This window comes from Arcanobacterium hippocoleae, from assembly GCF_031456295.1.
Lineage (GTDB): Bacteria > Actinomycetota > Actinomycetes > Actinomycetales > Actinomycetaceae > Arcanobacterium_A > Arcanobacterium_A hippocoleae.
Genome location: NZ_JAVDUJ010000001.1, coordinates 1598806 through 1624527 on the forward strand (window position 1 = coordinate 1598806; position 25722 = coordinate 1624527).

Below are 25722 nucleotides of genomic sequence, written 5' to 3' on the forward strand. Positions count from 1 at the left end.
TAAGTTAGTAGGGTGAAGAAAAGCTTTCAATGCGTTGAAGTGGATCCGGTACCTGCCTTTTCCCGCAGTACATTATTTCGCTTCAAATATAGGGGTGCAATGAAATGCGAGAAAAGAGTAGTGCGAGCATGAAAAAAACTCAAGTACGGCTGCTTCCGGCAACACGTGTCTTTGAGATCAAGGGGCGTGCCCTGATAACGGGTGGAACTTCCGGGATCGGATTTGAATTTGCACAGCAATTAGCCCAGCGTGGATTAGATTTGGTACTCGTGGCACGAGATGAAAATAGACTTTCCCAGACGGCTGCAAAGATCAAGGCAAAATATCAGGTAGATGTAGAAGTTCTGCCAGCTGATTTACTGCAAAATACCGGTCTTACCAGCGTAAAAGAGCGGCTTTTAGCTTCCCAGAAACCAATTACCGTCTTTATTAATAACGCTGGAGCCGGATGTTATGACCGTCTTACCTCGAAAGATTATGCTGGGATCCGGAAGAGCGCTGAACTGATGGCGCTGGCACCAATGGAGCTTGGCGGTGCTGCTGCGGTTGCGATGAAAGAACGCGGATACGGGCTGATTATCTCAACTATTTCGGTTGCGGCACTTGTGCCGATGGGAGCATATTCGGCGATTAAAGCAATGCTAAAATTTTGGTCGGACTCACTGTACACAGAGTTATTGGGGACGGGTGTGCATGTAGTTTCCTTCTTACCAAGCTGGGTGCGCACTGAATTTCATGCGCGGACGGGAGTTTCAAATAGCTCCTTGCCGGACTGGATTTGGATGAACCCGCAGGAGGTAGTGGCAGAAGCGATTGCGGCTGCGCAAGCAGGCAAACCGACAGCGATCCCAGGGCGAAAGATTCGAGTTCTCGCATTTTTCGCGAAACATCTTCCAGCATGCGTGCTGCGGAAAGTCGGGCAAAAATTGAATAAAGGCCGACGTTAAGGAATACGTGAATGAATCAGCAATTGCATCCACTGGATGATTATCACAATCCAGTGAAGCGGAAAATACGCAAACTGGTAAGATCTGCGCTTACCCGTCCGGCGATTAAAACTTTGCTGCAGACGAAAGTGGAAGGCAAAGAAAATGCGGACGGCTTGACGGGCGCTTTTATCGTGGTCGGAAATCATTCTTCGCATCTTGATGCGCCGATGGTATTTTCACTGCTCCCAGACCAGATAACGGCAAATTTAGCTACGGGCGCTGCTGCTGATTATTTCTATCGCCGGCGTGGCATATCAAAACTTACTTCGTTATTTTTCAACACTTATCCAGTAGAACGATCTGGTAAAGCAACGAAACAACCCGGCGCAGCCGTTGGAATGACCGGACGCCTCTTGCGTGACGGGATCCCGATTTTGCTTTTTCCAGAAGGTACGCGTTCACGTGATGGGCATCTGGGGCAGTTCAAGCCAGGTGCGGCGGCGCTTGCGATCAAGTTCAACGTGCCGATACTTCCGTTGGCGATGACCGGTGGCGGCGAAGCGATGCCGGTGGGGGCAAGTTTTCCGAAGCTGAATCACCCAGAAGTGGCAATGTATATTGGCAAACCAATGTGGGCGGAAAAAAATGAAACTGCTGAAGAATTTACCAGCAGGATTCGCGGGCAAATCGCAGCAATGATCGAGCAGCAAAGCGCAAACCCATAAATTTCCCCTGCCACATCGGAAATCTCATTCCACGGTGTAATCCCCAGTGATCGTAGCTTGTACCTGAGATGGCAGATGAGTTGGGATCGTACCTTCTGATTCTGCGATACAGCGCGCTTTTGTGGTTGCTTTGAGAAGTAATGACGGGAATCTTAGCTGTACTGTCAGCCCGCCACCGGGCGTATGTAGAATTTTTGCGGAACCTCCGTGAGCTGCGCAGATCGCAGCTACGATTGCAAGTCCGAGCCCGCTTCCGCCAGAATCGCGCGAACGGGATGCGTCCGCACGATAGAAGCGTTCAAAAATTCGCTCACTGTCATCGTCTTTAATGCCGGGCCCATGATCGCGCACTTCAATTACTGCTACTCCGTTCTGCAACTGGGTGAGGTTCGCATGTGGCGCAAGATCATTTCCGTCTTGATCTTTGATCCCGATGGCAACTTCTACGGCTGTGCCTTCTGGAGTATGCGTAATTACGTTCGTAAGCAGATTGGTGATCAATTGGGTGATCCGATCCTGATCAGCATTGATTACGATCGGTTCCAGTTCATGCCCAGAAAGTGAGATCACTGCGGCAGGGCTATTGGGCGAGCGGACAAGGAAATCAGCTACCGCATTCATCGCGGTAGAAACCAATTCAACCTGTGTAAAACGGAGCTGGCGACCTTCGTCAAGCCGGGCAAGCTGTAGTAGATCTTCTACCAAATGCGCCATTCGTGAGGCTTCGGATTCCACCCGCTCAAATGCGTGTGCTACTTGATCGGCTGGTACTCCGCCGATGCGGTAGAGTTCGGCATATCCGCGGACAGTTGCCAATGGCGTGCGTAATTCATGGGAAGCATCAGAGACGAACCGGCGCATATTTTGTTCTGATACTTTTTTCGCTTCAAAAGATTTTTCGATTGCGCGCAGCATCTCATTCACTGACCTGCCAAGCAGTGAAATTTCAGATTCGTCTTGCCGGAAATTTGGTACACGCACTGAATAATCACCGTCCGCAACGGCATGTGTCACTTGCTCGATATCGCGTAGGCGGCGCAAAGAAAGCTGGATCGAAATAAACGCTGAGAAAGCTCCAAAGAGCACAATGATCGCGGAAAGAAAAACCATGATCCGCACTACATTCAGCACCATATCCTGTACGCTTTTGAGATGGTGTGCAATCGCCACGGTTCCGACTGTATTTCCAGTGATTTGTGAAGTGAGATTGACGGTGATCACGCGCCAAGCAATATCTTTATGTGTCCCCATCACTGTGCGCGGATTTGGGTCAATCGTGGCTGCAAGTACTTCGGGCGCTTGCGGAGTGCCGTAGTTTTTGATGACGGCAGGGTGTGCAACTTGTACTGGATCAGTACCGTTCAGATCGACATAAAAATAAAAATCTGAAGGTAGAATCTGGGTTTGCGATCCGGTAATCAGCTGATCAATAGTTTGTGATGCGAATAGTTTTCCGGAAGAGGTGAGAGATTTATCGAGTTCGCTCATTAAATACGATCTCAGCGTAATCGCTACCAATGTGAGCAAACCGATGAGTACCACTGAAAGCATTCCGATGAATACCAATACGAGTTTCCAAGAAAGCGTTTGGTAGAACTTTGGCTTTTTTACTCTTTGTGCAGGTGTGGGATGCATTGTCGTGACACTTTAACGATTTGCTCTGAGCACATAACCGATTCCACGCTTCGTGTGGATCAACGGTATTAGTTTTGCTGCCTCATCCGGATCTGTGATGCCAAGTGATTCTGGGGAATCAATCTTTCTCCGGAGATAGGAAATATATGATTCGACGATTGAGACTTCACCATTCCACGCATAATCCCAAACATGATCGAGAATCTGAATTTTGGAAACTACTCGTTCTTGATTTTCCAGCAGATAGCGCAGCAGCTTAAATTCCGTTGGTGATAAATCGATCTGCCGTCCGGCGCGGGTCACCTCATAGGAATCTTCATTCAATTCAAGGTCAAGATAGCGAATGATCGATGCTTCATTCGTAGCTGGCTGGGTGCGGCGAAGCACGGCGCGAATTCGGGCTACTACTTCTTCTAATGAGAAGGGTTTCGTGATGTAATCGTCTCCGCCTACCGTTAAGCCTTGGATCCTGTCTTGTACATCGTCCTTCGCGGTAAGGAAAAGTACCGGAAGTGTATGTTCGTGTTCGCGCAATTGCTGGAGGACAGTGAAGCCGTCCATATCTGGCAGCATTACGTCGAGTACTACGAGGTCAGCGCCAAATTTACGTTCGATTTCGAGAGCCTCTTGACCATTTTGCGCCGTCTCCACTGCAAAACCTGCAAATTTCAAAGAGACGGAGAGGAGCTCACGAATATTTGGTTCATCATCAACGACGAGAATTTTTGCTTCGAGTGCTTTCTTTTCGTCCATAGGAGCCATTTTAGTTCTTTCCTGAAATTTTCCTGTACTTTGGTGCGGTTACATTGCTGCTGGTCGTCTCACAACTACACATATTGGTGCGAAATTTATGAGACGATCAGGGCGATCACTGCTTGATCCGATAGCCGGAAATTGCTAATTGCAAAGTAGCAGGTAAATCAAATAAATTCGTGTGGGTTGAAATCTGCAATGTCGATTGTGGTGACCCGTGAAAGTGGAATCGTAAAAGCATTTACATCATATTCAAGATCGATGATCTTTAATCCGCGATCTTCCAGTTCTGCAAGAGACAGCGAAAGATATTCGCGGAAGCAAAGTACTGCTACTTCATGCCCGGCATCAAGGAGCATCTCGATTTGCGGAAGATAATCTACATCATGCGATGCGATCACTACTTTCGCGCCAGGCTTATCCTGGACGATTGCTTCAATCGTTTTCTGGATCCCGATATCAACAATTTTTAATTCCGGATCTTGCGAAGTGAGCAAAATCGGCTGCCATCCAATTGCCAGCAATGCTTGTACGAAGCTGGTCGCCACGCGTTGTGATGCATTCAGGAAGAAAAGACCTTGTGCACTTGAGCGAGGATCCGCATTTGTCTGCTCTTCGGACATCAGTTCTGCAACTATTTCAGCAGATGAAGGAGGCGATACAACAGTGGAATTGCTATTTGACTGTGTGGGGGAAGCATCGCGATGAAAGCTGTGATTGAAGATTGCTGGTGTTACGTGTGAGGGGGGTACCGACGCGGAATCATCTTCGCTGATATGTGCAATGCTTTCGGGATCATGATGTGCAAGTGCAGCTCCTGCTGATTGCGGATAGTCGCGCTGGGGCTGCCACGGGTTGTAATGCAATACGCGATCCCAGCGGGGGCGCTCTTCGCCTCGCGGAAAACGCTTCAAAATGTTTACGCCGAGAGTTGCGTCAATGTTTTCACCATCAATAAGAAAATAAATCGTATCCATAAGTGCATCGTACCCGGAAACACGATCATTATCCCGGTGAAACCGAGATGTTTCAAATTTAGCGAAAAGTTTTCTCTGAATATATACAGGGTGCACTTCACGATGAAGCGCACCCTGAGGTATATTTATTCATTTTTCTTCTTTGAATAAATACAATTTAGTTTAGTAAGCGGTGAAATCACGGCTCTCAATTGCTTTTGGCTCTTCACCAGCGTTGAGTGCCGCCAAACGAGCTTCGATTTCTGCATCCATGCTGGAAACTTCGAGTTCAGCAAATGGATCTGCGAATGCAGCGGCTGAGATTTCTGCACGCCCGGCAGCAAGTGCTTCTTCGCGGCGGATCTTATCTTCAAAGCGGCCCAGTTCGGAAGTTGGGTCAAGCACATTGATTGCTGCCATTGCCTGATGCACCTGATTTTGTGCTGCAACAGATTTCTGGCGCGCTACTAGCTGATCGCGAGTATTGCGCAGTTCGGTCAGCTTTCCGCGCATTTGTGCCAATCCGTCCTTCAATTTTGCCACTACTTCTTCTTGTGAGGCAATCAGCGGTTCGGCATCTTTTGCTTCTTTTTCAGCTGAGATCTGACGGTCGAGAGCCACTTTGGCGAGGTTATTGAACTTCTCGGCTCCTTCTGGATTACCTGCTTCCGTCAGTTCTTTTGCCTTGCGCACGGCTGCTGCGGCCTTTTGCCCCCATTCGCGAGCCGATTCGATATCTTCGCGATAATCAGCTTCAGCTAAACGGAGATTGCCAACAGTGACAGCCACAGCGTCTTCTGCTTCGGCAATTGAATTGGTGTAATCACGAACCATTTGGTCGAGCATTTTTTGTGGATCTTCAGCACGATCTAGGAGTGCGTTGATATTTGCTCGTGCGAGTTGACCGATCCGACCCAGGATCGATTGCTTTTCAGCCATAAGATTTTCCCTTTCTGAGTGAAATCCGTACAAAAATATAGTATCGAAAAAGTGCCTGTGCTCACGCTGTGAAGCGAATATTTGGCGGATGGCGTATTGCGCGCCTAGAAGCCTTTGCGTCCGCCGCCGAATCCGCTCTCGCTGCCGCCACCAAATCCGGTGAACCCGCCGCCAAAATCGCTGAAACTGCTGCCGCGATCATGATCGTTGAAGATTCCATTTAAGACGGAAGAGACAATCATGCCGGCAAGAAAATCTCCACCGGAGTTACTTCCCACACGCATTTTTTCTTGCGAAAGTGCGCGTTCGGCGGTGTGTATACTTTGCTGAGCGGCAGAAATTGCCTCTTGATAGATTGTGATTTGTTGTGCGAGTGGAGCGGTTGCGGCGCGTTGATAATGCGCTTTTGCGCGGGCCAATAAAGTTCGTGAATTTGCTCCTACGCCTGATCTGTAGCGATGGATAAACTCATCAGCTGCCGTAATCGTATCTTGGGCGGTGTGCATTACGATTTTTACATTCTCCTGCAGCCGCTGATGCACCTCAGCTGCTTCGCGGACGGGAGCGAGCAGGGCATCTAGTTTTGCTTCAGTTTCTTTCAGTTCTGCATTTAATGCAAGATAATCGGGATTAGTGGTTGATTTCGCCCGCGAAATCAATGCTTCGGCGACAGTTTTCGCTTCGCTAATCAACGGATTTTGGTGACCGAGTTTGTTTGCATCGGAGATATCTGCCGTCAGTGATGCAATATTTGCAGCGAAACGCTCTTTTGCTGCGCCGAGTTCTTGTGGCGCAGCATCGATTCGCGTAAATAAAGTTGCAGCTTGACTCAGGGTTTCTTCTGCCATCTTTGCGTATGGCACTGCTGAATTACGATCATTGGTAGCAAGGTGTGTCTGGGCTTGTTGTAATGAATTTTCGACGGCTGTAAGAAGCGACTCAATTTGTGCCGGATAGGTTTGCAAAGATTGCAGCATTGCAGCTGGGAATTTCAGCTTCAGGTGGTCGATTTTTGCGGCTAAAAGCGGAATTTGTGTGCGAAGTTCGCTTACACGTGTGCTTAATTCAGCAGTTTTTTCCGGTACTCGTGCAGCGAGATCACGTAGTTTCTGAAAATCTTCCTGTTGTGCTTTTAGGGCGTCATCGGCTTGTTGTACGAGGGCTAAAATTTCCTGGTTCATTTGCCGTTGTTGCGCTGGCGTTTCTGGATCTGGATCATCAAGCAGGCGACGGATGGCAAAACCGTGGTCGAGGGCGTCTTTGGCTTCCTGTAAAGTTTTCGCAAACTCTTGCGTGGCTTGCAAGCCAAATTCGGCGCGCGCAAACTCTACTTCCGCTGCTGCTGAACGCACTGCGTCGTCAGTTTTCAGCAATGCGCTGGAAGCTTCTTCGGAAAGAGTTTGCAAATCTTTTGCAGCGGCTGCTGCGCGCTGTTTTTTCTTGCGTCTGGAAAATATCCAAAGGCAGCCTCCGATTACTACCGCGCCGCCAACTAATCCGATCATTCCACCGCTACTAGGGGATTTGAGCGAACCGCCGTTAACGAGGGTGGATACATTTTCAGCTAATTTGGTAATGCCTGCATCCCATTTTTCGGCTTTTAGCAGACCAAGTACTTCGGGATTTAGCGCTTCGTCTAACTTTTTCTGGGTGATTCCTTCTTTTTTATGCGCGTAGAAGCCAAGTTCACGGGTAGTAGTGGAAATCGCGACAAGACCGTCGTATTTTTGCAAACCGGTAAGATTGAATGTTTGCTTCACCCAGTCTTGGGCATCCATTCCTGAAAAGTCCTTGACGAGAACCACCCATAAATCAGCGCCGGGCACTTCCGTGATTTTTGCCAATAATGCAGAGTCGTCTTTTACTGCTTTTGCTGAGTCGATAAAATTACTCGATAGTGCAAAGGGTTCTTCGGCAAAGGCTGGCAAAGACGTGAAAAACAAAGTGCTTAGCGCTGCAACACCAGTAAAAATACGAGAGAGTCTGCGCGTCATGTAGCGGCTCCTTTAAGTGGATGAAAGATGCAGGGCATTTGCATCATGGAAGTTTTTGAACTGTCTTAAATCTACCAATGCTGACGGGTGAAAGTCTTGGATCTGAAAAGTTCATGCCAAGAGCGAAGTAGTGTGAAATTACGCCTGGAAAAGGATCAATAATTTATTGGGACTAGGGAAGCGCCCGAAAAGGTGAGACAATGGCAAAGAAACGTGATAGAAAAGGAAAGATTAGCTTTTGATAAGTGTGTGCAGCAGAGAAAAGCTCAAAGTTGGCGAGCCAGGTAGGCAAAATGCCAAATATTGAGTATCTTTAGTGAACGCACAAGATTGCGATTTCCTGATAAAGAAAATGTAAATAGCAATGATTCCAGCTGGAAGATCGCAAAATGCGAGTACGAAAGCTGGAATGCTGCAGATAAATCTACGAAACGGAGAGTTGAAGTGCCTACAGGAAAAGTGAAGTTCTTTGATGATGCTAAGGGCTTTGGTTTTATCGCGGGCGATGACGGCGAACAAGTTTATTTGCCCAAGAGTGCAGTGCCCCTTGGGGTGCGCTTGCGTCCAGGGATGCGTGTGGAGTACGGCGTTGGTGATACGCGTCGTGGGCCGGCAGCCCTGCAGCTTTCTGTGATCGCAAAGGAAAAGTCGCTTGCTGAGCAGGCGCGTCGGAAGCCTGAAGAGATCCTACCGTTGATCGAAGATTTGATCAAAGTGCTTGACGCTTCTACTGATCAGCTCCGGCGTGGGCGGTATCCAGAGCACGGTGGGCCAATTGCGCAAGCTCTGCGTGAATTAGCGAAGGATTTTGATGTCTGAAATTCGGATTTCGCCGAAGCAGAAGCTTGCGAAAGAAAAAGTACTTGCTGCAGCTGTTGATGTCGCACGTGAAGCGCTTAGTGATGTGACGGCAATGGAGAATGTAGGTGCTCACGCAGGATTAGTGCAGGAAGCTGAGCGTGTAGTGACACACGCATTTGTATGCTTATTGCCTGGATATCGTGGCTGGTATTGGACGGTCACTTTGGCCCGGGCGGCACGGAAAACAAAAGTTACGGTGAATGAAGTTTCGATTCGTCCAGGGGAAGAAGCACTGCTTGCTCCACAGTGGATCCCCTGGGCGCAACGGCTTACACCGCAAGATATCGGCCCGTCGGATCGGCTGCCGTATCAGCCTGATGATGAAAATCTGGCACGCTATGATGCTGAGTTGCTGCACGGATATGAAGAAACTGGGCTTGATCTTGATGCGGCTGAGCAGTGGGAGCTGGGATTGGGGCGTGCGCGGACCCTTTCTGATCACGGGCGGAAGGCGGCTTTCAGGCGTTGGTATCGATCTGATGCTGGGCCGCGGAATCAAGCGACTCGCGATGCGAAAGCACCCTGTTCGACTTGTGGCTACCTGTTGAAGATGGCAGGTAGTGCGCGGCAAATGTTTGGGGTGTGTGCTAATGAGTGGTCGCCATTTGATGGGCGGGCAGTTTCGCTTGATCATGGTTGCGGCGCACATTCTGAGACGGATGTGAAACAAACTACACAATTGTGGGTGGAATCGAATCCCGTCATTGATGAAGCGGAAGTTGAATATTTTGCGGATGAAAAGTAAGTCTCCGCACATTTTTCAGATGGCTATCTCGCGATGTGTCGCGATTGCGTCCATACTGTGAGCGGTTCTTGAGTTGTTGTTCGCCGCTGTTCACACTGGTTGAGTGAATAATATTAACGGTACTGCTCCAGCAAAGCAGAAGAAGCAACAGCAAAGCTCAGCAAGTTTCCTTGAGCGGGTATTCCAGTTATCGGCTCGTGGTACGAATATTGCGCGTGAATTGCGTGGTGGTTTTGTCACCTTCCTCTCGATGGTTTACATCCTTGTGTTGAATCCGATCATTCTTTCAGGGAAAGACTCTACTGGCGCTTATCTCGGCGGTGGGGCTGAGCCGAATATCGTCGCGATTGCGGCTGGAACTGCCCTCGTTGCAGGCGTGATGACCTTCCTGATGGGGGCAATCGCGAACTTCCCACTCGCGCTTGCAGCAGGTTTAGGGCTAAATTCCGTTGTGGCATATGCGCTCGTGCAAATCCCTGGAATGACCTGGGCTGACGGTATGGGCATTATTGTGATCGAAGGTATCGTGATCGTACTGCTCGTGCTGACGGGCTTGCGTGAAGCGATTTTCCGTGCGGTGCCGAAATTCTTACGCATCGCAATTTCTGTGGGTATCGGGATGTTCATCTCCCTGATTGGTTTTTCAAACGCAGGGCTCGTGAAAGGGAATAAGGCTGGTCCGACACTCCTCAATTTTGGTAATGCCGGCTCAATTGATACGTGGCCGCTATTCGTCTTTATCCTTGGTCTGTTCCTGACCTTCCTGCTCATGGCGCGTCGTGTACCAGGGGCAATTTTGATTGGGATGACGAGCACCACGATTTTCGGATTCATTCTCGAAGCTGTGCTGCATCTTGGTGCAGTTAGTGAAGAGAATCCGGGCGGTTGGATCAGCTCGGTGCCGGCAATCAATGGTCCGCTTGTACAGACTCCGCACTTTGAGACGCTTGGCGAATTTTCGCTTGTTGGTCCGTTCCAGAAGTTGGGTGTGATCACGGTTGTGGTACTTGCATTCACAGTGATGTTGGCCGATTTCTTTGACACGATGGGGACGATGGTGGCTGTCGCTGCTGAAGGTAAATTGCTTGACGCAGAAGGGAATCCGCCGCGTACCCGCTCGATCTTGATGATTGATTCTGTGGCTGCGATCGCCGGTGGTCTTGGCGGTGTATCTTCCAATACTTCCTTTGTCGAATCCACTTCAGGTGTAGCCGATGGTGCGCGCACTGGTCTTGCGTCCGTCTTTACTGGAATCTTTTTCTTGCTTGCAACTTTCCTGGCACCGCTAGTGGCGCTTGTGCCTAGTGAAGCAGCTGCTCCGGCGCTTGTTGCGGTGGGTGTGCTCATGATGATGCAAGTGGCAGAAATCAAATGGGATGATTTTTCCGTTGCTGTGCCGGCCTTCTTGACGATCGCATTTATGCCGTTTGGGTACTCGATCACTGTCGGTATTGGTGTGGGCTTCATTGTGTACGTAATTATGGAGTCGGTGATGGGGAGAATCAGGAAAGTACACCCGTTGATGTGGGTTGTCGCTGGACTTTTCGTGATCTACTTCCTGAATGGGCCAATTCAGCGGATGCTTTTGGGATAATTTTCCTTTTCGCGATATCGCAGGATTTTGATCTTGCGTGATGAAAATTTGATCTGTAAATGACGGTGCTGGCTTGTTGCTGGCACCGTCATTGCTACTATTTTTTAAGCTGCAAGTTTGGCTTGTGCTGGTCGGGGTGGCTTTGGATCGGGTTGGCTGGTTCGCTTGAATAGTGGTGGGATTTGCAGAATTAGGTAATGGAATCTGCGTGTTTTGCGGTGCCCGCGCGATTGTGATCGAACTTGACTAATATGTAGATATGCGAAACGTAGAGCTGGTAGATGGATTATGGTGAGATTGTAGTTTTGTTCGTGCGGGCAAAAAAATCTCGCTTTCAGGAAAGCTGTACTTCGCGAATTGGTGGTCTGCGCTTATTGTGCATCTGGAGAAGGGGATTCGATGAAAGATTTGATCGATACTACTGAGATGTATTTGAAGACGGTCTTTGAGCTTTTGGAAGAGGGGGTTCCGGCATTGCGGGCGCGGATCGTTGAGCGTTTGGGGCAATCTGGGCCAACTGTTTCAGAGACGGTTGCTCGTTTGGAGCGTGATGGCTTGTTTGTGATGCCTGACGGGAAACATATTGAATTTACTGAGCGGGGTCGTGAACTTGCCGCAGATGTGATGCGCCGGCATCGCGTGTCAGAGCGTTTATTGCAGGATGTGTTAGGGATGCCGTTGCCGCAGGTACATGCGGAAGCTTGCCGTTGGGAACATGCGCTTTCTGATGATGTGGCAAAACGGATTTATGAGCATTTGGGGCGTCCGGAATCTGATCCTTTTGGGAATCCGATCCCCTTGCATGGTACGGCTGATGCAGATCCGGCAGCAGTGAGCGAAAGTGGTCTTATTGCGCTTTCGGAAGTACCTTTAACTGATGGGGAGCCGCAGGCAGTGCAGGTGGCACGATTTGCGGAAGTATTGCAGTTTGATGCGGAACAAATCGAGTTGTTTGAAAGTGTGGGCATGCTTCCGGGTGCAGATATTATCCTGCGTGGCATGGTGGCTGACGAGCTCCTTGTGGATATCGATGCCCGGCAAGGTGTGGGGGAAACTGGCGAAAATGTTTCCGGTGAGCGAGTCGAAAAACTTGGCTTGCCGCTTTCTGTGGCTGCGAAAATTTTCGTGCATGCGCCGAAAACTGATTAATTAGCCGCATTTTTCCTCGTTATTAAATTGTTACAATCGTGTGATGTAGTCCATTGTTATTAAGTTGTGATAATTCGTTGTCACATTGTTATGATTATTCCAGTTCGGAAGTAAGCGCTTGCGGTAAATCGTGGGCACCGAGATTCGTTGGAGAAATAACTAATGGCAGGTCGTCACCTGAAAGTTGAAGCAGTAAACAATTTCGCTGCACGGCATGGTGTGAAGGGGCTCGCTACCGCAGCGGTAGCAGGCACGTTCGTCGGTTTTGCTTCACCTATCGCATTTGCTGCTCCAGATAATGCAAAGTCGGATGTTGAAGTTCCGGTGAAAGCTGTGGCAGCTACGGCAGAGCTGGGTGTTGAGCAGGCTGCTTTTGCTGCTCCTGTTGTAGAAGTTGAAACTGGTGCAAACGCTGCTTCGGGCTGGGATTTTGCTGATGTTGAAGTGGAAGCCGTTGCGGCTCCTGCAGCGCGGCAGAACGCTCCTGTAGCGCAGCGGAATGCTCCTGCTGCTCGCGAATCTCGTGCGGCTCGCGCGGCAGCGCCTCGTCAGGTGCAAGCTTATGCTAATGTACCGGCTTCTGGGCGTGGTGCAGCGATTGCTTCTTTCGCTCGTCAGTTCGTGGGAGCTCCCTATCGGCGTGGTGGTACCACTCCTGCTGGTTGGGATTGTTCTGGTTTTGTGAGCTACGTGTACGGTAATGCTGGTATTGGGGTACCGCGTACATCTGGTGCTCTTGCAGCCGCTGGCGTACGTGTTTCTGCAGATCAGGCACAGCCTGGAGATATTGTATGGTGGCCTGGTCATGTTGGTATTTATACCGGCAATGGAATGCATGTTGCAGCGCAGACTCCAGCTCTTGGTACGCGCGAAACTCCATTGTATGGGAAACCTACTTTTATTCGGGTTCCGTAATTAATTATTAAATCTCAAATTCAAAATCTTTGCTGGGACGGTCGATGTACCGTCCCAGCTTTTTTGCACTCAACCATTCAAGAGGCTAATCTGTAACTAGCATCACAGAAGCTGCTCACAGAAGATGGGGAACGTGCGAATTTTGCACCACCAAACATTCTGCGAGTTTTTGCAGCATGTAGGAGCTGGCTTGATGTGAAATGTGATTATGCCAGACGGTCATGTGTGGCAAGAGCGTGGTAGGAGATAATTGTGAATCACGAAAACTTAGTTGCTGTGGGTGTCGATGGGTCTGTTCCGTCAATCGCGGCGGTGGAATGGGGATTTGAGCAGGCGCTGAGGCGGAAAGCAGAACTACAGCTCGTATGCGTTTACGATTTACCATATTATGCTGCGCATAATTTGCCAATTGGCGCACCCGATGTTTCCCACGAGGGTGCGCTGATTCGCGCGGCGGCAGAAAAAATGATCAATGATTTAGCTGCAAAATATAAAGACCGTGGTTTGGTGGTATCTACAAAGCTGATCGAAGGTGATCCAACTGAAGAGTTAGTACAGCTTTCAAAGCAGGCGGCGCTACTTGTGGTTGGTGGAAGGGTTAATCGGCAGGGGCGAATTTCGGATCGGATTTTGCATACGGTTTCTACGATGCTGCCAGCTCATGCGTGTTGCCCGACGGTGGTGGTAGGCGCAGATACGCTTACTGGGCATTTGCCGGTACGGAAAATTGCTGTTGGTGTGGACGGCTCAGAGAGCGCGAAAATGGCTTTGCAGCGAGCCGTCTGGGAAGCAGACCGGTGGGGCGCAGAATTGCTTGTGGTGAGCACGGTGAATGTGGATTCGGTGAGTTGGGTGCCGCAATTTACGTTGTCGAAAGAGTTTTATGACGATTTGCATGCGGGAATCCAGCGGCAAATTTCTGAGGTGGACGAAGGGCGTGATGTAAAAATTTCGATCAATGTCACGCAAGGTAATCCGGTGAATGTGTTGGCGGATGTTTCAAAGGAAGTGGATTTGCTGGTATTGGGTACGCGTGGGCGTGGCGGATTTATTGGAATGCTATTGGGTTCCACTTCGCAAGCAATTATGGAGCTTGCGCAATGCCCGGCATTTTTGGTGCCGCGCAGGGTGCGTGAAGGTGATGACGTGGCTCCGCAGTATTTGAATCAGTGGTGAGTGGTTGTTTTGTAGCGGTTTCTGATAAGCGTGCTGCTTGTGTTTGCAGAGAGTGTGCAGGAACTGTGCGGATGGAATTTCGGCGTGAGTTAGCTTGCTGGCAAGGGCTTAGGCTAAAGTAGGTAAACGGTATATTTGATATATTCCAAAGGTACCTGTGCGGATTCGGGCTTGTTTTGTGTCCGGTGTTTCCGTCTTTGCCCTCGTAGCTCAGTGGATAGAGCACGGCTCTCCTAAAGCCGGTGTCGTAGGTTCGATTCCTATCGGGGGCACAACGAGGAGCTTTTTGATCCGAAAACTTGTTTTCGAGTTCAAAAAGCGACGAAGTTGTGCTGAAAACGTGCGGAGCGGGTTTTCATGGCACAACGGGTTTGGTTGTTTTGGGATCAAAAAGCGACGAAGTTGTGCTGAAAACGTGCGGAGCGGGTTTTCATGGCACAACGGGGTTTGGTTCTGCAGATTCAGTGGAATTGGCTGTCGGGGGCGGCAAATTGAATCGTCATTCTTCTTTCAGTGCTGTTCGTTTTCCAGTTAGGATAGTTGTGTGAGTCCTTTATTTCGTCGTAAGAGTAAGAAACAAGCACAGGAATCTGCGGGTGATGCGGTAGTTAAGTTTTCTGCCCGCGAATCTGGTGTGGAGAATGTGCAGCGTCCGGAAATTCAGCTAGCTGAACATGCTGTACATGGGATAGCGGATTCTGAGCCGGAGTTGATCAAAGCTGACGCTGATAGCCTGGATTTGCCGCAGGCAGATTTGGGTCTACGTGCAGATGCGGATGGTGATCTGCAGAGTGCGGGGGCTCAGGGTGTTGCTGCAAATCTTGCTTTGGTGAGTCAAAAGAGTCAAGAGGAGCTTGCTGCAGGTGCTTATACGGCTTGGCACGCGCATTTGACGCAGCAAGTGACGATGCGGAAAGATCAGAAGGCGCCAGCGAAATATGTTGGGCAGATTGATATTACGCATGCTCATCCTACGGGTGTGGCGCAGTTTTATGCGCATATGGAGATTCGGCTGAGTTCTTTGATTCGTGAGCCGAAGGCGTTTGCGCGGGCAAAGGAGCAGCTCGCACAGTTACGTGAACTTACTGCTGATATTTCAAATGAATATGGGTATGCTCCGGTGTCGCTGGCGGCGGGGCGGATCACGTGGACGGAACTGCCTGAGCTTGATACTCGCGAAATTCCGCAGTGGACTGGGCAGACTTATGATGCTACGGGTGAGTTGCGCCTTGATTTTGGTGAGTATTTGGAGCAGCAGAAAGTTGATATTTCGCACGCGCAGATGCAGGATGCGGGCGCTGATGATGCGCAAAAGAGCGAAGATGCGGGGGTGTTAGCTACGCATGAGGTTGCAGCGGCAGTTAGTGCACGTGCCGCGGAGCGGCCATTGCGTACTGCAACTGAGCGTACGATCCCGGCTTTGTTGCGCGCAATTCGGATTGTTTTTTTGCCTGATGGTGATGCGAAACTGAAACTTTCAGCGGAAGCGATGATTAATCCTGAATTGATTCATGCTTTGCGTTTATCGGGAATTGAGCCGGAGCATGTGGCGAAGCTGCGTGAATATGTGCAGCGTTCAACGGGGATCGATGCGCCGTTAGCGCAGATCACCGCAATATCTCGGGCGTATTTACCGGGGTTTAAGTTTGAAAATCAAAATATCATCGGGTGTTTCCACGCGCCAGCAGAAATGCTCCTTGCCGATTTGGAGGGGATGGCCGCGTACGTGCAAAATTCGGGCGTGGTGGCAGCCTTGGCCGGTGATCTGCAATTGCGAAAAGTTACGTCTGCCCCGATTCTTCCTGGTTTGCAAGCTGATCGGCTTCCTGAGGTTGAGCGTGGTGTGGGTGATTTAGATCCGGCTGAATTGGATGTGGTGGAAGTTGTTGCTTCTGGGCGTTCAATTGTGATTGATGCACCGGCGGGGACGCGTCGTTTGGAGACTTTGGCGTCGATTATGGCTGATGCGGCTGCTTCTGGGAAATCGCTTATTTTTGTGCCGTCACGAGCTCTTTCGGGTGCTGCATTGCGAGCAGAATTGGAGCAGCTTGGTTTAGGGGAAATGGTTCTGGATTTCTCTGATGTTGAGAGTGTGCCACATCAGATCCGGACGGGATTACGGTTGCGGAAACCGGATTTTGATTTTGCAAGTGCAGTAGCGCAACGTGATGAACTGACAGCTACACGTGCACAATTGGATAGTTTCGTTACAGATTTGCATCAAGTTAATCCTGATTGGGGTTATAGTGTGCATGATTTGTTGGAGAAGCTGGCTCGTTTGACCGCTCAAGTAGATGCTCCAACTACGCGGGTACGTTTCACTGCCGATACTTTGGCAGCGATTAAAATTGCGGGCGAGGATGAAGTGTTGCAGCTTTTAAATCGCGGTGCAGAAATTGGTATTTTCAGTGCTGAAGTGGCGAAATCTGCATGGTCGAATTCGTCGATCACTGATTTGCAGGTTGGTGCAAGTGCAGTTGAGCGTGCACGGCGTTTGCATGAAGTGATTCTTCCAGCGGTTCGTGCGCAGGTAGCTCGATCGGCTGGTGAAACAGGCCTTCATCCTGCGCAAACACCAAGTCAGTGGTTTGAGCAAATCGATATGTTTGACGGGATCTCACAGAGTTTGGATTTCTTTTTGCCGAAGATTTTTGAGTCTTCGGTCGAGCATTTGATTGCGCTTACAGCTTCTAAGGAGTGGCGCAGTGAACATCAAATTTCACTCAGTTTGTCACAAAAGCGGATGTATCGTCGTGAACTTGCTGATTTGCTGCGCCCGGGGGCTGTGCCGGCTGATATTCATCGTGAACTGGTGCTGGTGGAAGAGCGCCGTGAAATTTGGAAGCGGTATACGAAAGATGCGGGTTGGCCGACTCTTCCTAGCGGAATGCTGCAAATTCAGGCAAGTCGGAAAGTGCTTGCAAGTGAATTAACACAGTTAGCAGCAGAAGTTGGTGGCTTTGGCTATCTTGATATTGATTTTGTAAAGACCAGTAAAATCGTGGAGGAGCTGGTTAAGGATGCGGCGCAGATGGTGCAGCTTCCTGCGTTAAATGAGGTACGCGGGCAGTTGAAGCGGCTGGGGATTGAACATTTTGTGGCAGATTTGCGTGAGCGAAATGTAACACGAGATCAGCTTTCCCAAGAGTTTGAGCTTGCAGTTACATCATCAATATTTGAGCAGTTGTTGCGTAAATCAAAGTTGCTTGCGGCTCTTGGTCCGCGTGATTTGCTTGCTTTGGTGGAGAAATTCCGAAAGCTGGATTTGGCGCAGGTGAATTCACTTTCTGGCCCAGTGCAATTGGCTGCAATCAATAATATGCGTGCGTATGCGCGTGCACATCGTAATGATACGATCCGTCTTGACCAGTTATTGGCAAAATATGGGGTCGGGATTTTGCGTGATGTGATTGCTACTTATCCGCGTTTGGTACAGTTGGCGCGCCCGATTTGGATTGTTCCGCCGGTTGTTGCGCGCGATTATATCCCGCAGATGCATTGGGTGGATTTGGTACTTTGTGATACGACTGAACGCACTGAGTTGGCGGCGATTATTCCGTCGTTATTGCGTGGACGGCAGCTTGTTATTGTCGGTGATAAGCGCCGTAATGAACTTATTGATGTGAATGCTTTGCCCGCTGATTCTCATGATGTGCCAGCTGCGGCACAGGTGGCGGAGGGGGATATTGATTTGGCTGATCTTGGTCAGGCACGTGCTTTTCCGAGTTTTGCAAAAATTTTCCCGGTATTGCAGCTGCCAACTTTGCGGGTTCAATACGATGAGAAGTCTGCGCGGGCATTACTTGCACATGGATATCAGGATGCGTATTTGCCGATTCCGGAGAGTCCAATGAAGCGTTCGGCGCAGCTCATTTCAGTTGATGGGCGAGGTGTCCCGTCAGCTAATGGTGATGGCGCGGTTGAATCTACAGCTGCGGAAGTTGATGCAGTAGTGGATTTGATTTTGAATTATGCACTTGATCAAAATCCGCAGTCGCTGGCGGTGATCACGGTTTCGCCGGTGCATGCAAGGCAAATTTTGAAGGCATTGCAAAATGCAAAATCTTCGTCAGTGATTTTGCAGCGTTTTATGAATCAAAATGTGGCTGAGCCGTTCCATGTGGTGGATATTTCGCAAACTTGTGGGATGCGTCGGGATCATGTGATTCTTTCGCCCGGATTTGGGAAGACGGTGCATGGGCGTGTGTTGCATTCTTTTGGGCAATTGCAAGAATCGCATGGTTTTCTTGATTTGATTGATGCTCTTGAAGTGGCGCGGAAATCTTTGACGGTAGTTTCTGCGCTTGGAGTTGATGATATCGATACGGGGCGCTTGTCTACACCTGGGCCGAAATTGCTTGCACAGATCATTGCTGAAGCAGGAAATGCGCGGCAAGATTTAGTTGATTATGATCATGATACTGCCGATCCGTTATTAGCGGATTTCGGAGATCGTCTTCGTGAGCAGGGCTTTGCGGTGGCATACGAGTATGGCTTTGCTGGTTCGCGGAGATTGCCGATGGTGGTGGGGATGCCAGATTCTCGTGACGCTTGGGAAATGGCAGTGTTGATCGATAATGCGGATTATGTTGCTGAGGAATCTTTGCGGCGTCGAGATCGTTTCTTGCCGCAAGCTGTAGCTGATCGTGGATGGCTCGTATTCCAGACTTTTTCCACTTCGCTTTTTATTGATCCAGCAGGTCAGGCGGCTGAGGTCGGAGCACATTTGCGTGCATTGCATTCGCAAAAAGCTGAGCCGGAATTGGTGCCGCCGATTTTGGATGGTGAAAATTGGGTTGAGGAGCCAATTTTTGCAGATGTGCTGGAGCGGAAAACCAGCAGGGCTGCTATGGGTAATCCGGAAATGGCAATTGTGGGTGAAGATAGCACAGCACAATTTGCTGGTCCACGTGAACGCTCGGCGCGCCCGAAGTTTACTCCAGGTTTACAGCTTTCTGCTTATACTGATGATCAGCTTGATGAAGTGTTAGCGTGGATTGCCAGTGATGGGATTGCCCGCACGCAGGCGCAATTTATTCAGGAGTTGCGCGCGGAGCTGGGGATTATCCGTCATGGTGTACAAATCTCGACGGTGCTGGGAAATGTGGTGCGGCGTTCTGGGTTTGTGCGATTGGAAGATAATGAATAATTCGCATTCGGATCTTGACCATCGATCTGGTGATCGAAAAGGTGAAACATCGAGAAAGCAGTTTTCTGGGCAGGAAGGTGCGCAAGCGTTGCCACCGTCAGGGAAAGTGGCGGGGATGTATCGCAGTGGGCGGCGGATAGTTCGGCTATCGCGAGTAGATCAGGAACGTCTCGCGCGTGGCGAAATCACACAGCCTGAAGAGGCGGTGCATTTGCTTGATGCGCGTGGGGTGTATCCGAAAAAATATGCACAAGCTGAGCTGGCGCAGCACGCCTTAGATGCGGCGAAGAAACCGGCGCTTACAGCGCGTGAGAAAGAGATCCTGGCGCAGGTGCCGCCGCATTTCGGGAAATTATGAGATCCGGTCGAACTGGTGCGGGAGGCTCCGAGCAGAAGTGGTCAAATATTTCTGCTGGGAGCCTCCCGCTTTAAGATTTGGTTTATTTTTAAGCGTTTTTATTTTTGCGCAAGTAGATCGCGGATTTCGGTAAGCAGTGCGACGTCATCAGCTGGAACGTCAGCTACTTCTGCAGCGGGATTATTGGCTGCACGGCGCTCGTTGAGTTTGTTCATTGGCATGACGATACAAAAATAAAGTGCAGCGGCAATGATTAAGAAGTTCACTACTGCGGTAATTAATACTCCTGGTTGAATCAATGAGCCGTTGATTGTAAATTCAAGCACTTGATCAAAACTTGGTTTGCCGAAAATTGCCGCGATCAACGGCATAATGATTTTATCGGTGAGTGCGGCAACGATCGGAGCGAAAGCACCGCCGATGATTACGCCGACGGCAAGGTCGATCACATTTCCGCGGGAAATAAACTCTTTGAATCCTTGCAACATTTTTAACTTTTCCTTTCTGCTTTAGTTGTGCTTAGTGATTACTGCTTGCAGTGGTGTATTTGTTTGTAGACCAAGGATAAGACTAGCGTCACTTTTCGCGATTGCTACGTAAAGCACGGTAGTGTTTGTAACATCACCGAAGATTGATCCTTTCACTTTTCCTTCAGGTTTACCGATCACGATTGCATTTCGGGCAAGGAGTTTGGCTGGTTCTCCTTGTTCTTTTGCGGGTGCATAGAGTTCAATATGGTTTCCGGGTTTGAGTAATTGTGCTGAGATATCATCGCGCAGCGTAATGGAAGTGATGACGGATCCTGCTGGAGCGTCGGCAAGGTATTGATCGTCGAGAATTTGTCCGGTGGTGATTGGGAGTCCTGGTGGGATTTGTGCACTTGCCGTTTTTCCTGATATTGCATCGATTTTGGGAAGTGAATTTTCTGGGACGGCATTTTGTGGAAATAAACGTGTAGTAGTGTTGCCTGGCGTGAAAGCGTCTCCAATTTCAATTTTTCGCGTGGCAACGAGCACTTTTACATTTCCGATACCTTCACTTGAAATCACTGCGATCAGCATTTGCAGTGCGGTAGCAGCGATGAGGATGAGCGCTACATATTTCCAACGCCAGATCATTGCGCGTAGTGGTGAAGCAACGCGATATGCGCGAAGATTGGGTGCGCGTAGCTGCAGCATCCGCAGTTTCTTCTGCTCAACCGTATTTTTTCTGTTTTGCTCACTTTGTATTTTGGCAGCTCTGGGCAATGTGCTGATATTTTTCTTCCGCGACATGCTTATATATTTGCTGGGTTGAGATCTTTTTCAAACGCTGAAAGAGCTACTTGTGGAAACAGCTTGCATGATTTGCTGCTGTGGACGAACAGATTTTATCGCAGTGGAATGATCTCCTGCGGTAAAATTGCGTCACAAACTGGCACATCATATTCATCTTGCGGCAGGTGAAAATCAACGAACTCTTCTGGAAAGATCAATGCTCCAATCGGGGTGCCTGCCCGTACTTGCTTCAATACGCGATCGTACCAGCCTCCGCCTTGCCCTAACCGTTCGCCATATTTTGATACAAGTAGGGCCGGCACAATCATTGCTTCCACATTTTGCAGTACATCATTATCGAAAGCTGGTCCAGATGGTTCGGGCGGACGCCCTGGAGCCAGTTGATGTAAATCGTCCAGCCCTTGGAAATATCCCCATGCGCGGGTGAGTCCAGGCCCCAGTTTCGGCAGGAGGAGTGTTTTTCCTGAATCGGCAATCGCTTTACAGAGTTCATGGGTTGGCGGCTCGTTTGCAACTGACACAAATGCTGCTACTTGTTTGTAGTCTTTTACGTATTCAAGGACCGTCTCGACCCATTGCTCAGCGTACATGGTTTTTTCGGTTTCGCTGCGTTCATTGCGTGCTTTGCGCACCTTTGCGCGAAGCACCTGTTTTGCATCTTCCGCTTCGAGATCAGTAAAATCTAAGAAATTCGGCAAATCATTTGACATAGCAAAATCATCTCACGCTCCTTGGAGAGAAATTAGATATTTCGCCAATAGGGTATGCGTCTTTGGAAGTTGCAAAGTTTCCCGCATAAACTGACGGTAGGGTATTTCATGCTGTAAATACGAAAATGAATATCGGAGATGCGGTGGATCTGCTTGCGGAGAAAGAGCAGGTAAAAGTCATCACGCAAAAGTAAAATCGCCGCAAGTAAAAGGCGATGTTTAAGGGGATTTCAATGAAGACGGTGGCAGAGCAAAAGCAAGAGTGCCTCGCGGCGGCAAAAGTACTTCCTGCCTTTGAAGTTTCACTTACGGATGCAATTGGCTGCATTTTGGCGCAGGATGTGGTGTCCTTAGTCGATGTGCCGCAAATGAATCTTGCAGGGCGTGATGGGTATGCTGTGCAGGCAGAAGATACGCGTGGTGCATCTGATGTGAATCCGCTTAGTTTACCGGTATTGGAAAAAGTGCGTGCGAATTATACTGAGCCGGTTTCGATCGTGGAAAAAACTGCAATCAAGGTTGCATCGGGTACGCCGCTGCCTGAAGGTGCAGATGCGGTAGTGCCAATTGAATATACTGATGGCGGAGAGGCACGGGTGCAGATCAATGTGGAATTGCAAGCTGGCGAAAATGTGCGCACGCATGCGGAAGATTTGGCTGCGGGAGAAGTTATTTTACGGCAAGGAGTGCGGATCGCTTCGCGCCAGGTAGCAGTGCTTGCTTCGGCTGGGCATGCCACGGTATTGGTGCGTCCAAAGCCGCGAGTAGTAGTGCTTGCGATCGGTGATGAGCTGCAGGAGCCAGGTCGGCCTGCAGTGCGCGGGAAAGTTTATGATGCAAATTCACATGCGCTTGCCAGTGCTGCTGCAGGCGCGGGTGCGCAGGTTTTCCGCGTGGGGGCTGTGCCTGATGATGCGCGGATCTTGCGTGAAGCAATCGAAGATCAGCTTGTGCGGGCAGATATTGTGATTACTACTGGCGGGCTTTCCTATGGTGGAGGAGATACGTTAAAGGAAGTGTTGGCGCCTTTAGGCACAGTACGTTTTGATCATGTCGGCATTTTTCCGGGGCGGCAGTTTGGTGTTGGGCGGATCGATCATACTTCGATTTTTTGTTTGCCTGGATCGCCTACGGCTGCGCTGACGGGATTTGAAGTATTTATCCGTCCTGCGCTGCGGCAAATGGCTGGATATCAGCATCTTGAACGCCGTACTGTGAGGGCAAAAATTGCGCAAGGCTGGGAATCTCCGTTTGGGAAGGAAGAGTATGTGCAAGCGCGGGTGACTGGTACTCCGGGGCATGGATACACGGTTGAACCGATTGGGAAGCCGGGTCGTCCTTTGCTGACGGGAATGGCACGCGCAAATTGTTTGATTTTGCTTTCTGCAAGTACACGCCTGGTAGCTGCGGGAGAGAGCGTCGATTGTATCGTGATTGATCAGTGATCACCGCATCGGTGGGGCTGATGTGAATAATGTGAAAATTGAGTAATAGGGATTCGGAAACAATCACAAAATAGGTGCAACACGCCTTGATTTGTAATGTCAACTGCGCGGTATATTGCATACGTTAAAGAGTATGGGTGGAGAAGGAATTGCATTTGCGATAGCAGTCAGCTTTGTGCTACTTTCTGTGATTCCAATGCTTAATCGCCGTCGCGCAATTATTACGCGAACTGTCATCGATGAACGTTTTTCGGCTGAGCTGCGGATGCTTGATACGCCGCAGCGAGCAGTGCGAAATTCACATCTCCAGGGATTAAATGCAAACCATCAGCCACACGCAGAACGCGGAAAAATCTATTACACAGAACGCAAACTGATGAGCGCGGATGCGAAAAAGCAGATTCATCAAAAAGCAACAGCGCAAGCAGTGAGATCTTCAATGCGAACGCGCACCTTGCCGCCAGCTGGCAGAAAAACTGCCGGGCTTCCAAATGGGAAAGTGCAGCCGAAAATTGCGCGCCCCAATACTGGGCGAAATAGTTTCCCCTTGGCTGAGAAAGATCTGGCAGGTACACGCAACCCTGCTACTACAGCACACAGACCCAAGCCGATGAGGCAAAACAGCGTAACGGATCTGCAAAAAACTGGAAATCGGGTGATCCGATCGCAAGCGAAGTCAGAAAGTTCTTCTCGCAATATGGTGATGGATTCTCCGGCTAACGAGGTGCAAAGAAAAAATTCACTTGTGCAGCAGTCGGTACGGAAAACTTATCAGCGCCCGGTAAAAGAAAAGATCCAAAAGCGAAAAGTTACTCCGTATGCGGCGGCAGCGATTTCGGTAGCGCAACATCATCCGCAAATACCATATCGTCCGAAACGGATCGGTGAACGTTTTGCCAAATCCCAGTTGCCCGCAGCAGAGCAAGCACCTGCCTTGCGGGAGGAACAGCAAACTCGCGTGGATCTGCTCGGTGGTGGCACCACACTTGATGCACTCCTTGCCCGTCGGCGCGCTTAGCCAAATGAATCTGTGGCAGCAGCCGGATCTGCGAATTTCCACTGATTTGAAAATTGAAAACTGAACACTTGAAAGGAAGCGTCGTGATGAGAGCGCAGGCGGCAAAGATGAAGTATGCTTATGGCGCGATGAGCTTCTTCCTGCTCTTCACTTCCTGGGCGATTTGGTGGGGATTTTTCCAACTTTGGCTGACTTCCAAAGCGGGCGGGATAATGCTCACTGGCGCACAAGTTGGGATTTTCTTTTCAATTTATGCAATTGCTTCAGTGTGCGTACTTTTTGGTTATGGTGCGCTTCAGGATCGGCTCGGTTTGCGGCGGCAGATTCTAATTTTTGTAGCTGCTCTTGCAGCATTGAATGGTCCGTTCGTTACTTGGATCCTGCGGCCGCTGCTGCAATACAATTTTGCCGCCGGGGTGATTGTGGGTGCTGCTTTCTTTGCGATTGCATTTGCCGGAGCGATGGCGATCATTGAAGCATATTTTGGTCGTTTCTGTGTGCGCACCGGAATAATTTACGGTCACATGCGGATGTGGGGTTCGGTGGGGTATGCAGTGGCATTGGTCAGTGCTGGCTTTCTCTTCACGATTGATCCATTGATGGTTTTTTGGGCATCCTCACTACTAGGGTTGATACTCCTGATCGTGCAGCTTTTCTGGAAAGTTGAAATTCCGCCGCAAGAGCTGCCGAATCAAATCCAGGCAGCAACACCTGCTCAGACGCCCCCGGCTACATCTGAAGCGATACGGGAATTGATTTACAACCGAAATTTTTGGGCAGTGGTCGGATTCGCATTGCTCACTTGGAGCGTCTATCAAATTTACGAATCACAGATGTTTCCAGATTTTTATACGGATCATTTTTTGGACGAAGCTCTTGGGCAGAAAATATTTGGTATTTTTATTGGAGTACAAGCCGGAATCGAAGCCTTACTGATGTCGATCGTGCCTTTTGTGATTGCCCGATTTGGTGCGAAACGTACTCTTTTAGCTTCGGCATTGGTGATGGCGTTTATCGTCTTCGGTTCGGCTACAGCAACTTCTGTGGCGCTAATTATGCTGACGAAAATTTTCCATGCTTTAATGGTGCCGCTCATCGTGCTTGGGTTAATGGATTTTATTACGCATAATTTTGATTTGCGCCTCACTGCGACAGTGTACCTGGTGGGATTTTACGTAACTTCGTATATTGGCAATATCTTGCTTTCGCAGCCGTTTGGGATGCTGCGGGATGCAATTGGTTATCAAGGAGTCTTCGTAATTTTCGGTTGCGCGATGCTGCTTGGATTTTTCTTGGCGTTATTCGCTTTTGCTGACGATCCGCGCCGAGTCTCTAAATGAAGGTCGCAGCTCCGTTTTTGCTTAGATAACTGCTGAAGTATGATGACTTCGTAT

Annotated in this window: 20 protein-coding genes, 1 tRNA gene and 1 pseudogene; 14 read left to right on the forward strand and 8 right to left on the reverse strand. The window is 49.5% G+C overall.

What is annotated here, in order from left to right; genetic code table 11:
• The first annotated feature begins 128 nt into the window (after positions 1 to 128).
• Both J2S36_RS06745 and J2S36_RS06750 read left to right on the forward strand, forming a co-directional pair.
• A complete protein-coding gene (locus J2S36_RS06745; protein ID WP_309956791.1) occupies positions 129 to 947 on the forward strand; it encodes an SDR family NAD(P)-dependent oxidoreductase in 819 nt (272 codons plus the stop codon).
• 11 nt (positions 948 to 958) lie between these two features.
• Positions 959 to 1654, forward strand: coding sequence for a lysophospholipid acyltransferase family protein (locus J2S36_RS06750; RefSeq protein WP_309956794.1), 696 nt, complete (start codon positions 959 to 961; stop codon positions 1652 to 1654).
• Between the two features lie 24 nt (positions 1655 to 1678).
• Here the strand turns inward: J2S36_RS06750 and J2S36_RS06755 are convergent, their stop codons facing one another.
• The 5 genes and pseudogenes from J2S36_RS06755 to J2S36_RS06775 form a co-directional block, all read right to left on the reverse strand.
• Positions 1679 to 3289 carry a sensor histidine kinase gene (locus J2S36_RS06755; protein WP_309956796.1) on the reverse strand — a complete coding sequence of 537 codons (1611 nt, stop codon included), beginning with the start codon at positions 3287 to 3289 and terminating at the stop codon, positions 1679 to 1681.
• A 12-nt stretch (positions 3290 to 3301) separates the two neighbouring features.
• A complete protein-coding gene (locus tag J2S36_RS06760) occupies positions 3302 to 4042 on the reverse strand; it encodes a response regulator transcription factor (protein WP_309956798.1) in 741 nt (246 codons plus the stop codon).
• 863 nt (positions 4043 to 4905) lie between these two features.
• Positions 4906 to 5019: pseudogene (locus J2S36_RS06765) on the reverse strand (NYN domain-containing protein); the annotation flags it as partial.
• A 162-nt stretch (positions 5020 to 5181) separates the two neighbouring features.
• Positions 5182 to 5937, reverse strand: a complete 756-nt coding sequence (locus J2S36_RS06770; protein ID WP_309956800.1) for a PspA/IM30 family protein — start codon at positions 5935 to 5937, stop codon at positions 5182 to 5184.
• A 104-nt stretch (positions 5938 to 6041) separates the two neighbouring features.
• The gene (locus tag J2S36_RS06775) at positions 6042 to 7931 is read right to left on the reverse strand and encodes a TPM domain-containing protein (RefSeq protein WP_309956803.1); all 1890 of its coding nucleotides are present in this window, start codon (positions 7929 to 7931) and stop codon (positions 6042 to 6044) included.
• 303 nt (positions 7932 to 8234) lie between these two features.
• Between J2S36_RS06775 and J2S36_RS06780 the strand changes: the two genes are divergently transcribed.
• From J2S36_RS06780 to J2S36_RS06820, 9 genes are all read left to right on the forward strand, one after another.
• The gene (locus J2S36_RS06780; RefSeq protein ID WP_309956805.1) at positions 8235 to 8750 is read left to right on the forward strand and encodes a cold-shock protein; all 516 of its coding nucleotides are present in this window, start codon (positions 8235 to 8237) and stop codon (positions 8748 to 8750) included.
• Entirely contained in the window at positions 8743 to 9537 is a 795-nt protein-coding gene (locus J2S36_RS06785; protein WP_309956807.1) for a DUF3027 domain-containing protein, read from the forward strand. Before J2S36_RS06780 ends, J2S36_RS06785 begins: the two co-directional genes overlap by 8 nt.
• A gap of 112 nt (positions 9538 to 9649) precedes the next feature.
• Positions 9650 to 11131, forward strand: coding sequence for an NCS2 family permease (locus tag J2S36_RS06790; protein ID WP_309957508.1), 1482 nt, complete (start codon positions 9650 to 9652; stop codon positions 11129 to 11131).
• A 399-nt stretch (positions 11132 to 11530) separates the two neighbouring features.
• Complete coding sequence (locus J2S36_RS06795) at positions 11531 to 12280, forward strand: metal-dependent transcriptional regulator (protein ID WP_309956809.1); 750 nt, start codon at positions 11531 to 11533, stop codon at positions 12278 to 12280.
• Between the two features lie 162 nt (positions 12281 to 12442).
• Positions 12443 to 13195 (forward strand): C40 family peptidase, encoded by a 753-nt coding sequence (locus tag J2S36_RS06800; protein ID WP_309956811.1) that lies wholly within the window; start codon positions 12443 to 12445, stop codon positions 13193 to 13195.
• Between the two features lie 252 nt (positions 13196 to 13447).
• A complete protein-coding gene (locus tag J2S36_RS06805) occupies positions 13448 to 14371 on the forward strand; it encodes a universal stress protein (protein WP_309956813.1) in 924 nt (307 codons plus the stop codon).
• Positions 14372 to 14570: 199 nt separating this feature from the next.
• A tRNA-Arg gene (locus J2S36_RS06810) sits at positions 14571 to 14643 on the forward strand.
• A 272-nt stretch (positions 14644 to 14915) separates the two neighbouring features.
• Complete coding sequence (locus J2S36_RS06815) at positions 14916 to 19520, forward strand: hypothetical protein (RefSeq protein ID WP_309956815.1); 4605 nt, start codon at positions 14916 to 14918, stop codon at positions 19518 to 19520.
• A complete protein-coding gene (locus J2S36_RS06820; RefSeq protein ID WP_309956817.1) occupies positions 19513 to 19878 on the forward strand; it encodes a hypothetical protein in 366 nt (121 codons plus the stop codon). The genes J2S36_RS06815 and J2S36_RS06820 overlap by 8 nt, the downstream gene beginning before the upstream one ends.
• Before the next feature lie 98 nt (positions 19879 to 19976).
• Here J2S36_RS06820 and mscL read toward each other — a convergent pair whose 3' ends face one another.
• The 3 genes from mscL to J2S36_RS06835 all read right to left on the reverse strand — a co-directional run bounded on the left by mscL (position 19977) and on the right by J2S36_RS06835 (position 21865).
• The gene (gene mscL, locus J2S36_RS06825; protein WP_309956818.1) at positions 19977 to 20366 is read right to left on the reverse strand and encodes a large conductance mechanosensitive channel protein MscL; all 390 of its coding nucleotides are present in this window, start codon (positions 20364 to 20366) and stop codon (positions 19977 to 19979) included.
• Positions 20367 to 20387: 21 nt separating this feature from the next.
• On the reverse strand, positions 20388 to 21152 hold the full coding sequence (locus tag J2S36_RS06830; protein ID WP_309956820.1) for an SAF domain-containing protein: 765 nt from the start codon (positions 21150 to 21152) through the stop codon (positions 20388 to 20390).
• A gap of 95 nt (positions 21153 to 21247) precedes the next feature.
• Positions 21248 to 21865, reverse strand: a complete 618-nt coding sequence (locus tag J2S36_RS06835; protein ID WP_309956822.1) for a 5-formyltetrahydrofolate cyclo-ligase — start codon at positions 21863 to 21865, stop codon at positions 21248 to 21250.
• A gap of 215 nt (positions 21866 to 22080) precedes the next feature.
• On the opposite strand from J2S36_RS06835, the gene J2S36_RS06840 reads away from it, so the two are divergent.
• The 3 genes from J2S36_RS06840 (at position 22081) to J2S36_RS06850 (ending at position 25668) form a co-directional block, all read left to right on the forward strand.
• On the forward strand, positions 22081 to 23310 hold the full coding sequence (locus tag J2S36_RS06840) for a molybdopterin molybdotransferase MoeA (protein WP_309956824.1): 1230 nt from the start codon (positions 22081 to 22083) through the stop codon (positions 23308 to 23310).
• Between the two features lie 133 nt (positions 23311 to 23443).
• Positions 23444 to 24328: a hypothetical protein gene (locus tag J2S36_RS06845; RefSeq protein ID WP_309956826.1), complete on the forward strand. Its 885-nt coding sequence runs from the start codon at positions 23444 to 23446 to the stop codon at positions 24326 to 24328.
• A gap of 86 nt (positions 24329 to 24414) precedes the next feature.
• On the forward strand, positions 24415 to 25668 hold the full coding sequence (locus tag J2S36_RS06850) for an oligosaccharide MFS transporter (protein ID WP_309957510.1): 1254 nt from the start codon (positions 24415 to 24417) through the stop codon (positions 25666 to 25668).
• The last annotated feature ends 54 nt before the right edge of the window (positions 25669 to 25722 follow it).

What these genes read in the sequence shown, in the direction of transcription:
- J2S36_RS06775 (WP_309956803.1), bottom strand. Translation starts at nt 7,931, where the DNA reads ATGACGCGCAGACTCTCTCGTATTTTTACTGGTGTTGCAGCGCTAAGC.
- J2S36_RS06785 (WP_309956807.1), top strand. Translation starts at nt 8,743, where the DNA reads ATGTCTGAAATTCGGATTTCGCCGAAGCAGAAGCTTGCGAAAGAAAAA.
- J2S36_RS06850 (WP_309957510.1), top strand. Translation starts at nt 24,415, where the DNA reads ATGAGAGCGCAGGCGGCAAAGATGAAGTATGCTTATGGCGCGATGAGC.
- J2S36_RS06745 (WP_309956791.1), top strand. Translation starts at nt 129, where the DNA reads ATGAAAAAAACTCAAGTACGGCTGCTTCCGGCAACACGTGTCTTTGAG.
- J2S36_RS06820 (WP_309956817.1), top strand. Translation starts at nt 19,513, where the DNA reads ATGAATAATTCGCATTCGGATCTTGACCATCGATCTGGTGATCGAAAA.
- mscL (WP_309956818.1), bottom strand. Translation starts at nt 20,366, where the DNA reads ATGTTGCAAGGATTCAAAGAGTTTATTTCCCGCGGAAATGTGATCGAC.
- J2S36_RS06750 (WP_309956794.1), top strand. Translation starts at nt 959, where the DNA reads ATGAATCAGCAATTGCATCCACTGGATGATTATCACAATCCAGTGAAG.
- J2S36_RS06845 (WP_309956826.1), top strand. Translation starts at nt 23,444, where the DNA reads ATGGGTGGAGAAGGAATTGCATTTGCGATAGCAGTCAGCTTTGTGCTA.
- J2S36_RS06760 (WP_309956798.1), bottom strand. Translation starts at nt 4,042, where the DNA reads ATGGACGAAAAGAAAGCACTCGAAGCAAAAATTCTCGTCGTTGATGAT.
- J2S36_RS06830 (WP_309956820.1), bottom strand. Translation starts at nt 21,152, where the DNA reads ATGTCGCGGAAGAAAAATATCAGCACATTGCCCAGAGCTGCCAAAATA.
- J2S36_RS06795 (WP_309956809.1), top strand. Translation starts at nt 11,531, where the DNA reads ATGAAAGATTTGATCGATACTACTGAGATGTATTTGAAGACGGTCTTT.
- J2S36_RS06755 (WP_309956796.1), bottom strand. Translation starts at nt 3,289, where the DNA reads ATGCATCCCACACCTGCACAAAGAGTAAAAAAGCCAAAGTTCTACCAA.
- J2S36_RS06835 (WP_309956822.1), bottom strand. Translation starts at nt 21,865, where the DNA reads ATGTCAAATGATTTGCCGAATTTCTTAGATTTTACTGATCTCGAAGCG.
- J2S36_RS06800 (WP_309956811.1), top strand. Translation starts at nt 12,443, where the DNA reads ATGGCAGGTCGTCACCTGAAAGTTGAAGCAGTAAACAATTTCGCTGCA.
- J2S36_RS06770 (WP_309956800.1), bottom strand. Translation starts at nt 5,937, where the DNA reads ATGGCTGAAAAGCAATCGATCCTGGGTCGGATCGGTCAACTCGCACGA.
- J2S36_RS06840 (WP_309956824.1), top strand. Translation starts at nt 22,081, where the DNA reads ATGTTTAAGGGGATTTCAATGAAGACGGTGGCAGAGCAAAAGCAAGAG.